Here is a 16,037-nt window from a genome sequence, read left to right as displayed (position 1 = left end):
ACAACAGAATGAAGTCTTTTAATCCAACGGATTTTCGCCAGGAATTCCCGGCAATTAACGATGAAATAATCTATCTGGACAGTGCAGCGACGGCCCTGAAACCGCGCGCCATGATTGAAGCTACCCAGTTGTTTTATCAACAAGACTCCGCGACAGTACACCGCAGCCAACATCAATCGGCGTTGTCCTTGACCGTTCGTTTTGAAGAAACCCGCCAGCAGGTAGCTGACTTTATTAATGCGCCGGACGCAGAAAATATTGTTTGGACTCGCGGCACAACCGAAGCCATCAATCTGGTCGCGCAAAGTTATGCTCGCCCCCGCCTACAGGCTGGGGATGAAATCATTGTCAGCGAAGCAGAACATCATGCCAATTTAATACCCTGGCTTATGGTTGCCGAACAAACAGGCGCAAGAATCATTAAATTACCCATTGGCCTCGATCATCTGCCCGACCTACAACTATTACCGCAGTTATTCAGCAATAAAACCCGAATATTGGCGCTAGGCCAGATGTCTAATGTGACAGGCGGTAGCCCGCAATTAACAGAAGCCATTGAACTCGCCCATCAACATGACTGCATCGTGATGGTCGATGGCGCACAAGGAATTGTTCATAGCCCAGCAGATGTTCAAGCACTTGATATTGATTTTTATGCTTTTTCCGCTCACAAATTGTATGGGCCGACCGGCATTGGCGTGCTGTATGGCAAATCTGAACTGCTGAAAGAAATGCCCGCCTGGCAAGGCGGCGGTAAAATGCTTACCCACGCCTCATTCGGCGGTTTTACCCCCCATGAAGTGCCTTACCGCTTTGAAGCTGGCACTCCTAATATTGCGGGTGTGATTGGTTTCTCGGCGGTATTGAGTTGGCTGGAACATATTGATCTGGGTGAGGCCGAAATCTATAGCCAAAAACTGGCGACTTTAGCGGAGAATAAACTGGCTCAATTACCGGGTTTCCGTAGCTTCCGTTGTCAGCAATCAAGCTTGCTTGCATTCACTTTTGATGGTGTCCACCACAGCGATTTAGTCACGCTATTGGCAGAACAAGGGATCGCGCTGCGCGCCGGCCAACATTGCGCACAACCATTAATGGCGGCGCTAGGAGTCAGTGGCAGTTTGCGTGCTTCTTTTGCGCCTTATAATACCGAAAAAGATGTTGAAACACTGTGTTCAGCGATCGCCAAGGCGCTGGAATTATTACAAGATTAACAACTGGTAGATAATAATTTCGCTAATAAGAGAAAAAAATGATGATTGCTCCACACCCCTTTGGGCACGATATTACTGCCGCCAATTTGCTGGAAACGTTCAGTGCCCATAAACAGTGGGAAGATCGCTACCGCCAGTTAATCTTGCTGGCCAAGCAGCTCCCGCCATTGCCAGAATCATTAAAGCAAAATGAATTGGAATTGACGGGCTGTGAAAACCGGGTGTGGTTGGGGCATGAATGCTTGCCGGATGGGCGCTTACATTTCTACGGTGACAGCGAGGGCCGCATTGTTCGAGGGTTGCTGGCTGTTATTCTGACAGCCGTAGAAGGCAAAACACCACAGCAAGTATTGGCAGAAAATCCCCTGGCACTGTTTGACTTATTGGGGTTACGGCAGCAATTAAGTACTTCGCGCGCCAGCGGTTTACAAGCACTGGCGCAGGGTGTGCAGGCGATTGCGGCTAAATATGTGTCATGATGGCTATAACCCCTGACGGGCAGCTTTTGCCATCATTTTCTTCAATGCATGGGACACCGCAACAAAACCAAACGTGGCGGTGACCATGGTGGCCGAGCCAAAACCTGAAGTACAATCCATCTTTTTTGGCCCTTCGGCAGTGCTGCGCGATGCGCACACCGAACCATCACTTTGCGGATAAACTAAGGGTTCACTGGAGAAAACACAGTCAATTCCCAATTTACCTTTGCTGTTTTTCACCACGTTAAAATCACTTTTCAGTCTTTCGCGCAACTTCGCCGCTAAAGGATCTTGGATCGTTTTCGCCAAATCCACCACTTCAATACGGGTCGGGTCGATTTGCCCACCAGCACCGCCCGTCGTCACTACCGGGATTTTATAGCGACGGCAATAGGATAGCAGGGCAGCTTTAGGGCGCACGCTATCAATAGCATCAATAACATAGCTAAAGTTTTTATCTAAAAGCTCCGCAACATTATCCGCAGTAATAAAATCATCAATACACGTTACCTGACATTCAGGATTGATAGCCCGAATGCGTTCCGCCATAACTTCCGTTTTAGCCTGTCCGACATTGCTCCGTAAAGCATGAATCTGGCGATTGGTATTCGTGACGCAAACATCATCCATATCAATTAATGTAATAGCACCAATCCCAGTACGCGCCAATGCTTCGGCCGCCCATGAACCCACGCCACCAATACCGATGACACAAATATGCGCCTGCGAAAAAAGTGTCAGCGCCTGCTGCCCATAGAGGCGGGCAATGCCACCGAATCTCTGTTGGTAAGCTTCAGAATAGGCGGTGCTCATAGACTTGTTACCTTCATCACTTATTACCTTTATAACCTGGAAAAATAATACGAATACAAAAGCGGCCAATTGGCCGCCTGATAAAGAGGAGAATCGACCACATCAAACGGCTGGTTACTGACCCTGATTCTTCACTAAGAGCGAGGAACTATTCGCGGATGGGGCGGTTGTTTTACCCCCTTGATAAGCCGTAAACAGTGGCCCGCTACTTTGCGCATTTTTCAGCACCCAAACCCGGCCATAATGGTTGTAGAAACCAGCAGCCTGACCCGCTTCGTGACCAATTCCCTGATAAATATCGAAATGTTGGCCTTTAATGGCTCCGCCCACATCCAGCGCCACCATCAACCGCATCTGATATTGGCCGGTAAATTTCCCTTTCTCGTCTAATAAGGGAACCTCAGCCAATAATGTGGTGCCCGGTGGAATCAGTGAACGGTCAGAGGCGACCGACGCTTTGGCAATCAATGGAACCGCACTGGCCCCTTTCACCGGCGCATACATTTCCGGTTTGAAGAAGACAAAGGACGGATTCTGCTCTAATAGCTCTCTGACCTCAGCTTCGCTGTGAGTTTCAGCCCAATGGCGGATAGCTTGCATCGACATATCCGCTCTGGCGACTTCACCGCGGTCAATCAGCACTTTACCGATACTGCGGTAAGCATGACCATTTTTACCCGCATACCCGAAGAAGGTCAGTGGCCGTCCATCACCGTAGTCAACATAGCCACTGCCCTGCACTTCCATCATAAAGTTATCCACCAACGAATTGGTGTACGCGATAATTAAATTGTTATTATCCAATGCGCCTGAATATATAGCTGCGCGATCGGGTAGACGGCGCTTTCCTTTAGCCGGCATACGATAAAGTGGATGGCGGAATTCGCCTTGTGGTGTATAGCGAGCTTGCAGTACCGGCGTGTAGTAACCGGTAAATTGAACATTACCGAAATTATCTACCCCTTCCATCTGATAGGCATTCAGCCCAAACAGACTTAACTTACTGGTATCTGCTCCGGCTAACATCCAATTTTCAACCGCATTAAAGGTGCTGCTGTTGCGGTTATACAGGCCTGGTGAAGATTGGTTAATCACTTTCACCTGATCAGAAAAATCTTTGGCGTTGACTGGCTTACCTGTTGCGTGAGGTTCATTCACCAACTCCAGTGGATGCTCAAGACGCCCATCTTTATATTGCTGCCCACGATCGGTTGGCCGAGATTGGCAACCGGCCAAAACAGCAATCATTATTCCACTCAGTAGGTATTTGCCCCAACGACTTGTCATTTCACGCCTTCTCTTACTTATTTTATCTACTGGATTTTATCTACCGGCGAACGATAACAAACGCCTATAGATAAAGGAATCAGCATGCAGAAAAAAATCCCCTGACGCCATTGTGGGGAAAAAGGAAACAGATAGTTGATAAATTAATCGAAAAACCCTATTTACCTTAATTAAGTGGCAAAACTACTTGCAACAGATCTCATCCAGAGTATAGTGCGCTCAATCGGACGCGGGGTGGAGCAGCCTGGTAGCTCGTCGGGCTCATAACCCGAAGGTCGTCGGTTCAAATCCGGCCCCCGCAACCAACCGATACTGGCTACCAGCAGTATCAAATGTCGTCCGATAGTCTTGAAAGTTAAGATGAATTAGGTAGAATACTTGTTCAGTAGTAAAGATAGCAGTAAAATGTAATGACGGACGCGGGGTGGAGCAGCCTGGTAGCTCGTCGGGCTCATAACCCGAAGGTCGTCGGTTCAAATCCGGCCCCCGCAACCAATTACATCATTAAGTCACAAAGTAGTCAGATAGAAAAAGTATTAAGACGGACGCGGGGTGGAGCAGCCTGGTAGCTCGTCGGGCTCATAACCCGAAGGTCGTCGGTTCAAATCCGGCCCCCGCAACCAATTCTTAATCATTTCATATCGCCATCAGACACCCTTAAGGGTGTTTTTTTATTTCTGGCGTTATACCCGTCATACTTCAAGCCGCATGTGCGTTGGCTGCTTTCGTTAATCCGAATCATTGACTCGCGTCAACTCATCGGGATGAATATGCCTCATCCCTGAGGCACACCCTCCGGGCAGCATAAATGCTGTTCAAATCGGTTCCCGACCGATTTGTATCTCAGTTGCCGCCTTCCTGCAACTCGAATTATTTAAGCTATATGTATCAATCAATAGCAACGTACAACATACTAAAGCCGGGCCATCGCCCCACCATTGGCAAAATAAGCTTTGATACCTGCAAAGATGGACTCAGCAACTTGCTGCTGAAAATGGCTGGTTCGCAACTTTCGCTCTTCTTCCAAATTACTGATAAACGCCGTTTCTACCAAAATTGATGGAATATCAGGTGCTTTCAAGACGGCAAAACCCGCTTGGTCAACACGATTTTTGTGGAGTTTATTAATTTTCCCCATACGATTCAGCACTTCTTTACCAAATTTCAGGCTGTCATTGATAGTCGCCGTTTGCAGTAAATCAATCATGGTATGGTCGAGATAGCGATCACCACTCTTGCTGACCCCGCCAATCTGGTCTGACTCATTCTGTGTTTGTGCCAAGAAACGCGCAGCGGTACTGGTTGCTCCTTTGGTTGATAGCGCAAAGACAGAGGAGCCTCTAGCGGCCTGGCTGGTAAAGGCATCGGCATGGATCGAAATGAATAAATCCGCACGAAGCTTGCGGGCTTTAGCTACCCGCACTTTCAAGGGAATAAAGACATCTTCATTGCGAGTCATAAATACCCGCATATTCGATTCTTTCTTGATTAAAGCCTGCAATCGACGGGCAATTTGCAGCACAATATCTTTCTCACGAGTTTTATTACGGCCAATGGCCCCAGGGTCTTCTCCGCCGTGTCCAGGATCTAACATGATAACAATCGGCCTATCTCGCCCTGCTTTACCCGCTTTGGGCGCTTCTACCGGTAAAGTGCGTTCCACATTGCCTTTATTGTAATCTTCTAATAATGCCAGCAACGGATCATCTTCAGCCGAGGTTTTCCCCTCTTGTGGATAAAGATCCACCACCAGGCGATTTTTGAACTCAGCAAAAGGTTTAAGGGTAAAAAGTTGCGGACTAATACTTTGCTTCAACTCTAAAACCAACCGGACAGTATTTTTATCAAACTGCCCGACCCGCGCCTGCTTGAGGTAAGGGTCTCCAGACTGAACTTGCTTGGTAATCTCTTTCAGTACGCTATTAAGATGCACACCTTCAATATCAACCACAATCCGGTCCGGATTCGCTAGCGCAAATTGACGATATTTAAGCGGGGTACTGGATTCCAGCGTTACCCGGGTATAGGTTGATGAGGGCCAAATCCTGACGGCAATAATATGTGAAGAAGCAGCAAATCCAACCCGACTGACACTCAGTAGCCAGGCTGCAGCAGCATCGTGTAGTAGACGGCGACGCCCAGAATTATGATTTGAATCTGCCATGTAACTCCAAAGTAACGACCAAAATATGAATAAAAATAGAACAAAAAAACTCACGAGGAAAAACTTTAACGAATCGATCCCATGCTGTCATTAGAAAATCATTTTTATGTGATTCAACTTATTAATACAGATACGCCATACATATGCATTTAAAAGCAATTTCTTGCTTGCCATCCGGGCCAAAAAAGAATAAAAATACAAAAATACCGAATAAAAATTCAAAGAGGATCTGCCGTGAAGGAACGTAGTACTGAACTGGTCCAGGGATTTCGTCACTCAGTTCCCTATATAAATGCGCACCGCGGCAAGACATTTGTGGTCATGCTGGGTGGCGAGGCAATTGAGCATGAAAACTTTTCTAGTATCGTTAACGATATAGGCTTATTGCATAGCCTTGGGATCAGGCTGGTTGTGGTCTATGGCGCTCGTCCACAAATCGACAACAATCTGGCACAGCATCACTACGAACCTATTTATCACAAGCATACCCGAGTCACTGATGCCCGGACGTTGGAAATGGTCAAGCAGGCGGCGGGTTTATTGCAATTGGATATTACTGCCAGATTATCAATGAGTTTGAATAATACCCCGCTCCAGGGCGCGCATATAAATGTGGTCAGCGGCAACTTTATTATTGCTCAGCCCTTGGGTGTAGATGATGGTGTGGATTATTGCCACAGCGGCCGTATCCGCCGAATAGATGAAGAAGCGATTCATCGCCAATTAGACAATGGCGCTATTGTGTTGCTGGGGCCTGTTGCGGTGTCAGTAACTGGCGAGAGCTTTAATCTGACCTCGGAAGAAGTGGCGACTCAGCTAGCTATCAAACTGAAAGCCGAAAAAATGATTGGTTTTTGTTCATCCCAAGGGGTAACAGATAACGACGGCAATATTATTTCAGAACTGTTCCCGAATGATGCTCAAAAACGGATTGAAGATCTGGAGCAAGAAGGCGATTACAACTCTGGGACGGTACGTTTTCTGCGTGGGGCTGTAAAAGCTTGCCGCAGCGGAGTACGCCGCAGCCATTTACTGAGTTATCAGGAAGATGGGGCATTAGTGCAAGAACTCTTCTCCCGTGATGGTATCGGCACCCAGATTGTGATGGAGAGTGCGGAACAAGTTCGTCGTGCCACCATTAATGATATTGGTGGCATATTGGAGCTGATTCGCCCGCTGGAACAACAAGGTATTTTGGTGCGCCGTTCGCGCGAGCAACTAGAGATGGAAATAGACAAGTTCACCATTATCGAACGGGATAATTTGACCATTGCCTGTGCCGCGCTTTATCCCTTCCCCGAGGAACAGATCGGGGAGATGGCCTGTGTCGCGGTACATCCGGATTATCGCAGCTCCTCCCGAGGTGAAATGCTGTTAAAACGAGTGGCTAATCAGGCGCGCCAAATGGGCCTTAAAAAGCTGTTTGTGTTAACCACCCGCAGTATTCACTGGTTCCAGGAACGCGGTTTTACTCCCGCCGAAGTTGACGTGTTACCGATTCAGAAGCAAGAGTTGTATAATTATCAACGCCGCTCAAAGATTCTGCTGGCAGATTTGTAATCTGAAAGGGCATTTGCCCTTTCAATATTTTCAGGTCAATTGATTCAAACGTTCTACTAATCCGCTAACACGATGTGTAGGTGTCCGGATCGCGTGGCTCAATACCGTATCACTACAATACAATGTCAAACGCTGACGGGCGCGGGTAATGGCGGTATAGACCAATTCGCGAGTTAACACGGGCATGAATGTATTGGGTAAAACCAATGCCGTATGTTCAAACTCCGAGCCTTGAGATTTATGCACTGTCATAGCATAAGCGGTTTCATGGCTGGGAAGACGGCTCGGTTGCACAGATTTTATATTGCCGTCTGGTAATTGGAAATGCACTCGCAACTCGCCCTCACTGTCATATAAAGCAATGCCAATATCGCCGTTGAATAAACCAAGTGCGCTGTCATTTAGCCCTATCATCACCGGCCTGCCAACATACCAACGTCCCGATGGCCCTGGTGTTCGCTCAATTAACCGCTTGCGATGCAATAGTTGTTCAATGCGCTCATTTAAGCCGCTGACACCAAATGGCCCGGATCGTAATGCACACAATAATTGATAGCGCCCAAATGCGGCCAGCACCTCAACTGCATGAACACCTGCTGCGGCCAGTTCGAGATAGTGCCGATAGCCCGCAGCACAGTCTTCCAGCAATACCTGATAATCGTCTGAATCTGCCAATGAGAAATTTTCAATATCGGAATATGCACCGTTTAAAACAGATAATGCATCCCGATACCTTCCGGCATTCACCGCTAAAGCAAGTTGTCCAATCCCGGATTTCTCATCAAAGCGGTAGCTCTTACGCAACAAACACAAGCTATCACGGACATTGACTGTATCTGTCTGCACATCACCAATCGGGATATTTCCCGCCAATGTGCATCCTGTTAAGCGAGTTAGTTGTTCCGCCCGTGATTCGCTGTAACCCAACTCAGCAAAACGGCATATGTCGCCCAGCACTGCCCCTGCTTCTACCGAAGCCAATTGGTCACGGTCACCGAGAAAAATCACCTGAGCTTTGGCTGGCAATGCTGCAATTAGCCGCGCCATCATAGGCAAATCCACCATTGATGCTTCATCGACCACCAGCACATCAAGATTTAGGGGGTTACCACGGTGATAACGTAGGCGCTGGCTATTAGGTTGCGCGCCCAACAAACGGTGCAATGTGGATGCCTGGTCGGGGAATAACTTACGTTCATCGTCAGTCAGTGAGAGTTGGCGAATGGCTTTGCCCAGTGATTCCGTCAAACGTGCAGCAGCTTTACCGGTGGGTGCAGCAAGTTGAATACGCAAACGTTGTCCTTGGCTAAGTTGTATCAGCGCAGTCAATAATTTGGCGACTGTGGTCGTTTTACCTGTCCCTGGGCCACCGGAAATCACGGAAATACGGCGGGTAGCGGCAACAGCGGCAGCCAACTTTTGCCAGTCGACCTCAGTGCTCGCTGGCCCAAATAGGCGGTCGAGCGTCTCTCTTAATAATGCCTCGTTCACATCTCTGGTTTCATTGATAAATGACGCCGTATTGTCACTGGCCATAAAACGCACCACATCCCCTTCGTATTGCCACATCCGTTGTAGATACAAACGGTCATTTTGCAAAACTAGCGGTGTGGGCAGTGTGCCATCACTGACGGCTGGAGAGTTATTGAGTGTTTGCATCCAATGTAATTGATCCGGCGCACCAATTGCCTGCCACAGCGCTTGCGCTAGTGCTGGCTGCCGCCCGCCAAATAGCTGATCTGGCTGCAAATAGCTGAGTGGCAAACATACATGTCCAGCACCAGCTTCGGCACTCAGAACAGCCGCTGCCAATTGCAGCATAGGGGCATTATCACCCGCTATCATCCGTGAGAACTGAATATCCAGCGGGCGGAGTAAGTGGTCACGAACCGCCTGCTCCAGTAACGTCATCATATTGATGTGCCCTCACCGGTAGTCGCAATACCACTTTTATCGCCAATGTGCCGTTCTACCTCACGACCACTGAATAGACAATCCATTCTTTCAATCAGCTCCCAGTCAGGACGACAACTAAAAATACCATTCCCCGGATGTTGGCTATCAATACCCCGCAGGAAGAGATAAATGACGCCACCAAAGTCGCGCTGATAGTCATAATCTTCCAGTCGATGACGTAAATAGCGATGTAATGCCAGAGTATAAAGCTGATATTGCAAATCATAGCGATGCTCTGCCATGGCTTGGACCATCGCCTCATTGGTGTAAGCGCTGCTGTCTTCTCCCAACCAATTGGATTTATAATCCAATAAGTAATATTTCCCCTGCCAGCAGAAAACCAGATCAATAAATCCTTTTAGCATCCCACGGACTTGCTGAAAATCCAATGCAGGGCACTGACGAGAAAGTGGGTCATAGCGCTTGATTAAGGTGTCTAACTCTCGGGCTTGCAGTAATGCGTCTATCGGCAAATAAAATTGCAATTCAGCCTGCTTACTCTGTGGTGTCAATTCCGCCAATGTCACCCCAGTTTCATTCAGAGGGGTTTGTACAATGTCATTTAGCCATTGATACAACATAGGTGACCATTGTTCGCCAAAACCTTGTTGCTGTAACTGTTCAGTCAGCCAGTCTTGTTCGATCGGCTGACTGAAATCCAAAGGTTCCAGCAGATCATGCAGGAAAGTCCCTGGTGCCGCACCGCGAGGGAAGGTATGAGGGGTTAATTGCGGCTCTGTTATTAATGCTTGCTCGCCAACGGCATCTGTATCCAGCCGCGGTAATAATTCCTGTAATGGCACATTCAGCGCCTGTGATACTCCACTTTTACTCGAACCATGCTGTTGTAAACCTGAATAGCTGGTGACCCGCCAAAAATCGTGTATTTGACGGCTAAACTGGCGAGCGGCAAGGGCTGGCAACGCTTCCGACTGGGGATGCCAAGGCGTTTCGTCCAGTTGTCCGGCTGGCGAAACAGAAATATCTCCACCAGCCAGGGTTGCTAACTCTGCGAGTTTATCAGCAAGATACCGTGCATCTCCCGACTGTCCTTGTTGCACCAGATAACCTAGCGCGCTGAGGTGCATGTCACTTTCACCCTGTTTTTTTCGCCCACCTTTAATCAGTGGGGCAATACCTATACTGCAATGATAAACCGCTCGGGTGAGGGCAACATATAATAGCCGTAAGTCTTCTGCCAGACGCTCTTCCTCCGCCAAAGCTTGACTCTCTTCGTCGGCGTTCAGGTCAAGTAATGCTTCAAAGCTATGACGATCATGGTAAAGAACATCCTGCTGTTGGCGGAAATTGCCCACAAAAGGTAACCACACCAGCGGGTATTCCAGCCCTTTCGATTTATGGATAGTAATCACTTGCACCAAATGGCGGTCACTTTCCAAACGTAATTGTTGGTTATCAGACTGATGATTCGGCTGGGCTATTTGCTGTGCCAACCAACGGATTAGTGCGTGCTCACTATCAAGCTGCGATGCGGCTTCTTGTAATAATTCGCCCAGATGCAGCAAATCTGTCAGCCGCCGTTCACCGCCCTGTGTTGCTAACAAGTTTTCAGCCAAATGCCGATGAGCCATAACCTCTCGCAGCATCGGGAGCACACCACGGCGCTGCCAATGTTGACGGTAGCCATCGAACTCATCAACCAAAGCATCCCAAGCTCGCTCATCGTGATTCAATTCATCCAGCATTTGTGCATCCAGCCCGAGCATACCAGTCGCCATGGCACTGCGTAATGCCCGTTCCTGTTCAGGAGCCAGAACAGCCTGCAATAACCACAGCAAATCTTTGGCTTCTGCGGTATCAAATACGCTATCACGATTAGATAAATAAACAGATGGGATAGCCAATGCACTCAGGGCATCGCGCACTAATGCCGCCTCTGCCCGGCTGCGCACTAATATAGTGATATCTGATGCCTGAACCGGCCTTGAGCTTGTGGCCGTCACTAATTGAGCCAATCCCTGCTGACCCGAGGTGAGCCAGTCACGGATTTGGGCTGCACACTGTCGCGCCATTAATTGTTGGTACTCACTAACCCCGACACCCTCGCCCGGCTGCAACCAGAAAGACATTGCTGGCTGTTTTTTTCCTTTTATTTCAAATGATAACTGCTTATTTTTTTGCGCAGGTACCACATTTATAAAGGGGATTTGTTTAAACAAAAAAGGAATGTCGACCAAACTAAAAAGTCGATTGACTGATTGCACCATCGGGAAGGATGAGCGCCAGTTAGTCTCTAGTGTGTAGTGTGCACTTACTTCCGAGCGGGCCCGAATATAAGTAAAAATGTCAGCACCACGGAAAGCGTAAATAGCTTGTTTAGGATCCCCGATCAGCAATAAACCACACTCTCCTTGCCCACCATAAAGTGTGTGGAAAATACGGTATTGCTGCGGGTCGGTATCTTGAAACTCATCAATCATTGCGACGGGATAACGAATGCGAATAGATTGAGCTAACAATTCCCCGCCCGGTTGCTGCAATGCAGCATCCAATTTACTGAGCAGATCATCAAAACCTAATTCTGCTCGCTGCCGTTTTTCTTGCTGTACAGAGGCTCGTATTTCACTGATAGCTCTGGCTAAAATCAGATCTCTGAGTGTCAGAGGTTGTTCAAATATTCGGTCTATAGCATTGAATATATCGTGTTGGGGGGCTTCCCCCTTTTTGGTTTTTTCAAATAATACTGACTGACGAAATTTTTCTAGCTCTTTGGGTAACTGATAATCGCCGGTTTCTTGCTCCGCCCATACACCGACTTTTTCCAGCCAGTTAGGTAAATATCGCGCACTGTAGCTGCGTTTATCCACTCCCGACCCGCTAATCAGCGCCTCTAACTCAGGAGCCGCTGCTCGCCATTGCGCTTTGACCGCATCAATTTGCATCACTATCTGCTGATGCCGACTGAGTATTGTTTCATCATCGCCGGGAGCTTGCCGAAATTTTGGCGTTTCACCTTGCAAGTAAGCAGAAAGGTCTTTCAGTAATGCCTCCGGCCCACTCCACTCCTGACTCACTGCCCTGGCGAGAGCCAGAGGGAGCGGGTAGCAATGACGCCGCCAGAAATCGGCGCAAGCTTGCCTGCGTAATGGCTGTTCATCCTGCACCAAAGTTTGTTCAAATAAGATGCCAGATTCAAAGGCATTGTTAGCCAACATGCGCTGACAAAAACCGTGAATAGTATAAATTGCCGCTTCATCCATCTGCCGCTCAGCCGCCAAAAGGTCTGCGGCTGCTTTATTCAGATCAGTGATTTCCGCCAGTAAATCCTTATGCATCGGGTCATCGCTGACTCCCCGTACGCAGGCAATACGCAACTCATGAATATTGTCACGAATTCGCCCTCTCAGTTCCTCAGTTGCCGCCTCAGTAAAGGTCACCACCAGGATTTCCTCAACCATGAGAGGGCGACGAAACGCCGCCTCCCCGCCTAAGCCAAGCAGCAATCTAAGATAAAGAACCCCGATGGTAAAAGTCTTACCGGTACCGGCGGAGGCTTCAATTAGCCTCTCGCCATACAAGGGCAGCGTTAGCGGCTCCAGGCGCTGGGGAGTCATTGATGTCATGGAGCCAATACCTTCTGCGGCAAGGTTGCTTGCAAGGCTGAAATTGTTGGGTAAGTCGTCCATCCTTTAAGCACCGCATACCCACCCTCAGTTTGCCCTTGGCCTTTGACCTGAGAAAGTAGCGCCAAACCTTGTGGTTTAATAACAGCTTGCTGGAAGAAATCTGCCAATGCAGTGTTCGTCAGCGGCTTCACCTGAGTAATCATTTTCTCGCGGCTATCAAACGCAAAATTATTGCGATTGAAATCATTATTGTAACGGCTGGCTTCTTCATCCAGCGTTTGTGGACGTTGCAGTAATTGGTTAATGAGTGCCTGTTTATATTGTTCAAAATCAGCCGGTTTCATTTCACGCAACCGCTTCTCAGCTTGTGGATAGAACGCAAGGTAGCGCTGATAAAGATAATCAGGTTGTTTGCTATTACTTTGCAGTAAGAAACCTAAGCCCCATTGACGCCCAACTGACATTGGGAAGGCAAAGACCGCGTAGCCGAGTTGCTCTGCTGTGCGTAGTTGGTCATAGAACCACGGCTGAACAATTTGCCCCAGCAATGCGCTACGCGCCATGCCCTCAATTTCTGTATAGCCAGTCGGCACATAGACGGCAGCCAGCGCCGCATCTGAGCTACTGCCAAGCCGTTCCATGTTGGCAAGCTGAGTTTTATCAACAATGACATCCTCGCCAGTCCACCAAGTTGTTCCAGTCCAATTGAGCTGTTTTTTCAATGACTCGGCCAGAGATGTTACTTGCCCGGCAGTCATATTACCCACTGCTAATACTTCTACCGCAGACTGTTTGAGTAAGTCATCACGATAGGTTACGACATCTTGCACACTGATGGTGTCTAGCAATTTACGCCGCTCGCTACGTTCTGAGTAGGGAACATGAGACAGTAACTTGGCCGGCTGAATTGCCAACTCATAAGCTTTGCCTTTCTCGGCAACTTCCAGTTGTTCACGATACCAAGACTTGGCCTGTGCCAATTGATCTTTTGTCGGAGTGAAACTGGCGTAACCCTCCACCAAAGAAGTCAGTAACTGCGGCATCCGCTGTGTGAAGCCATTCGCACTGACATACAAACCGTTATTCGGTGCAGTAGAGAAGCTAATCCCACCAATTGAGGCCTGATAACTCAACTCATCGAGTGACAACCCAGCCAGATAATCAGTCAAAGCAAAAAGAACCTGATGACGGGCAGTATCCAATGCATGTGGGTTACGGAAAGCAACCGAAATATCAGCTTTAGGTTCGTCAGCAAAATACTGGCTTGGCATATAGAACACCCGCAACCCCGGTTGTTGTGCCACTTGCTGTGGTCGGGTGATATTTTTATCAGCTTTGATTAAGGAGAAATTGTCCGGAATATAGGGGTTAAGTGCCGGTAAACTCAGCGTGATGTCTTTCCCCAGTTTTTGCCATTCTTGTATCTCTTGCGGGCTGATTTTATTGACCTGATAAGGGGCATCAACAAAATAGGCCACCTTATTGTGGGGTTCTTCTGGGCTGACAAACCAAATACGCGCATTTTCCGGTGTCATTTCAGCCAATCGCGCAGCGATGGCTTTCGGATCATAGTGATCAGCCAGATAAGGGGCATCAAGTACATGTGCGACAGGTACCCGCAACATCATATCCACCAGCCACTCAATGTAGTCCATATCCCGTGTGATTGAGGGATAGCGGAAATCCAGATTTAATACATCGGCAATTTCATCAAAATAACTCTTTTTGATGCCATCTTTGTGCAACATATTGATGTAGTCAAAAATGGCGGCGACCACGACATCACGATTGGCCAAACCTTTATCCGTGAGTGATACCGAAATGGAGAATACACCGCCATTCCTATCCACCATCGGGTCAGCCCCGGCATTAATGGCATCTGCCAACCCTTGTTTTTGCAACCAGTCAGACAGGGTATCTTTGCTACGGTTACCTATTAAATAGCTGATATAAGTATCTGTTTTACTGCGGAATTCTGCACTGTTATTCTCAATACGGAATTCTACTTTTAGTTGTTTGCGAGGTTGGGCGGGAACATAATGAATAATAATGCCGGTTTGATCCGGTGTGACCGCAGGTACTGTAATCGGTGGTACTTTTGCATCCCGATTAGGGATTCGGCCAAAGGTATCGGCAGCTAATTGCGCCAATTGTTCCAAGGACTGATTGCTATACAGCACACCTACCATCAGGTTAGCTGAGTAATAATGGTGATAGAAACTCAGCAGCTCATCATGTAATTTACCATCAGGTTTATCTTTAAGTGTCTCCAGATTCCCGCCGGAAAAACGCGCACTTGGATGAGCCGGGTTTAAGGTTTCCGCATTCACTTGCGCCATACGCATACCATCGCGAGAGCGGGCCATCGTCAATTCTGCATTTACCGCATTACGTTCACGGTCGGCATTAATTGGGTCTAACAGCGGCTCAGCAATTGCATCAGCTAAACGGTCAACCGCCGGGGCCAATGCATCATTTTCAATTTCAAGATAATAAGCGGTTCGATAAGAAGCCGTGCTCGCGTTATGGCTACCGCCATGTTTTTTCAAGAATTCAGAGAAACTGCCGGGCTCAGGGAAGCGCTTAGAGCCCATCAGTAACATATGTTCTAAATAATGAGCTAATCCCAATTGATTATTAGGATCTTCCAGGGAGCCAACAGGTAATGCCAAGGCAGCTAAGGATTTAGGTGCTTGCTCATCAGAAACCAACAACACAGTCATACCATTAGGCAATTTTATCGCCTGATATTTGCGTAAGTCGTGTTCACTTTTGTGAATAGCTTCTGCCAGTGGTTGCCATGCAGGAATGTCAGCCCAACTCAGTGGAGCCAGCAAACCTAATAAGAAAAATATACCAATGATGCGAGCAAACTGTTTATGCATTCCGTCTCTCCCTCTAACCCCTTAAAGATTGCCGCTAACGCGTATATCCGGCTTCTTGTATTTAATATGTATGAAAATCTGGTTTAGTCATG

Annotated in this window: 9 protein-coding genes and 3 tRNA genes; 6 read left to right on the top strand and 6 right to left on the bottom strand. The window is 48.0% G+C overall.

What is annotated here, in order from left to right:
- The first annotated feature begins 8 nt into the window (after window positions 1-8).
- Entirely contained in the window at window positions 9-1,214 is a 1,206-nt protein-coding gene (csdA, locus tag DX162_RS10510) for a cysteine desulfurase CsdA (protein ID WP_004391723.1), read from the top strand.
- A gap of 38 nt (window positions 1,215-1,252) precedes the next feature.
- Window positions 1,253-1,693, top strand: a complete 441-nt coding sequence (csdE, locus tag DX162_RS10505; protein ID WP_032820369.1) for a cysteine desulfurase sulfur acceptor subunit CsdE — start codon at window positions 1,253-1,255, stop codon at window positions 1,691-1,693.
- Between the two features lie 3 nt (window positions 1,694-1,696).
- Here csdE and tcdA read toward each other — a convergent pair whose 3' ends face one another.
- Entirely contained in the window at window positions 1,697-2,506 is an 810-nt protein-coding gene (gene tcdA, locus DX162_RS10500) for a tRNA cyclic N6-threonylcarbamoyladenosine(37) synthase TcdA (RefSeq protein ID WP_004391725.1), read from the bottom strand.
- A gap of 114 nt (window positions 2,507-2,620) precedes the next feature.
- Complete coding sequence (gene mltA / locus DX162_RS10495) at window positions 2,621-3,793, bottom strand: murein transglycosylase A (protein WP_032820371.1); 1,173 nt, start codon at window positions 3,791-3,793, stop codon at window positions 2,621-2,623.
- 228 nt (window positions 3,794-4,021) lie between these two features.
- Between mltA and DX162_RS10490 the strand changes: the two genes are divergently transcribed.
- From DX162_RS10490 to DX162_RS10480, 3 genes are all read left to right on the top strand, one after another.
- Window positions 4,022-4,098 (top strand) — tRNA-Met (locus DX162_RS10490).
- Between the two features lie 113 nt (window positions 4,099-4,211).
- A tRNA-Met gene (locus DX162_RS10485) sits at window positions 4,212-4,288 on the top strand.
- 51 nt (window positions 4,289-4,339) lie between these two features.
- Window positions 4,340-4,416 (top strand) — tRNA-Met (locus DX162_RS10480).
- A 290-nt stretch (window positions 4,417-4,706) separates the two neighbouring features.
- Here the strand turns inward: DX162_RS10480 and amiC are convergent.
- Window positions 4,707-5,957, bottom strand: a complete 1,251-nt coding sequence (gene amiC / locus DX162_RS10475; RefSeq protein WP_115155859.1) for an N-acetylmuramoyl-L-alanine amidase AmiC — start codon at window positions 5,955-5,957, stop codon at window positions 4,707-4,709.
- A gap of 234 nt (window positions 5,958-6,191) precedes the next feature.
- Here amiC and argA point away from each other — a divergent pair, with 234 nt between their 5' ends.
- Window positions 6,192-7,517 (top strand): amino-acid N-acetyltransferase, encoded by a 1,326-nt coding sequence (argA, locus tag DX162_RS10470; protein ID WP_032820373.1) that lies wholly within the window; start codon window positions 6,192-6,194, stop codon window positions 7,515-7,517.
- Between the two features lie 30 nt (window positions 7,518-7,547).
- On the opposite strand, the gene recD is transcribed toward argA, so the two are convergent.
- From recD to ptrA, 3 genes are read right to left on the bottom strand one after another with little or no spacing between them, the layout of a single operon-like run.
- Complete coding sequence (gene recD, locus DX162_RS10465) at window positions 7,548-9,428, bottom strand: exodeoxyribonuclease V subunit alpha (protein ID WP_408642849.1); 1,881 nt, start codon at window positions 9,426-9,428, stop codon at window positions 7,548-7,550.
- Window positions 9,428-13,057, bottom strand: a complete 3,630-nt coding sequence (gene recB, locus DX162_RS10460; RefSeq protein ID WP_098081135.1) for an exodeoxyribonuclease V subunit beta — start codon at window positions 13,055-13,057, stop codon at window positions 9,428-9,430. The genes recD and recB overlap by 1 nt, the downstream gene beginning before the upstream one ends.
- Complete coding sequence (gene ptrA, locus DX162_RS10455; RefSeq protein WP_004391732.1) at window positions 13,054-15,945, bottom strand: pitrilysin; 2,892 nt, start codon at window positions 15,943-15,945, stop codon at window positions 13,054-13,056. The genes recB and ptrA overlap by 4 nt, the downstream gene beginning before the upstream one ends.
- Between the last annotated feature and the right edge of the window lie 92 nt (window positions 15,946-16,037).

It is taken from the genome of Yersinia kristensenii, from assembly GCF_900460525.1.
Classification (GTDB): Bacteria; Pseudomonadota; Gammaproteobacteria; order Enterobacterales; family Enterobacteriaceae; genus Yersinia; species Yersinia kristensenii.
Note: the sequence above shows the minus strand (reverse complement) of the source record. Positions and strands in the feature narration are given on the sequence as shown.

What these genes read in the sequence shown, in the direction of transcription:
- csdA (WP_004391723.1), top strand. Translation starts at nt 9, where the DNA reads ATGAAGTCTTTTAATCCAACGGATTTTCGCCAGGAATTCCCGGCAATT.
- csdE (WP_032820369.1), top strand. Translation starts at nt 1,253, where the DNA reads ATGATGATTGCTCCACACCCCTTTGGGCACGATATTACTGCCGCCAAT.
- tcdA (WP_004391725.1), bottom strand. Translation starts at nt 2,506, where the DNA reads ATGAGCACCGCCTATTCTGAAGCTTACCAACAGAGATTCGGTGGCATT.
- mltA (WP_032820371.1), bottom strand. Translation starts at nt 3,793, where the DNA reads ATGACAAGTCGTTGGGGCAAATACCTACTGAGTGGAATAATGATTGCT.
- amiC (WP_115155859.1), bottom strand. Translation starts at nt 5,957, where the DNA reads ATGGCAGATTCAAATCATAATTCTGGGCGTCGCCGTCTACTACACGAT.
- recD (WP_408642849.1), bottom strand. Translation starts at nt 9,428, where the DNA reads ATGACGTTACTGGAGCAGGCGGTTCGTGACCACTTACTCCGCCCGCTG.
- recB (WP_098081135.1), bottom strand. Translation starts at nt 13,057, where the DNA reads ATGACATCAATGACTCCCCAGCGCCTGGAGCCGCTAACGCTGCCCTTG.
- ptrA (WP_004391732.1), bottom strand. Translation starts at nt 15,945, where the DNA reads ATGCATAAACAGTTTGCTCGCATCATTGGTATATTTTTCTTATTAGGT.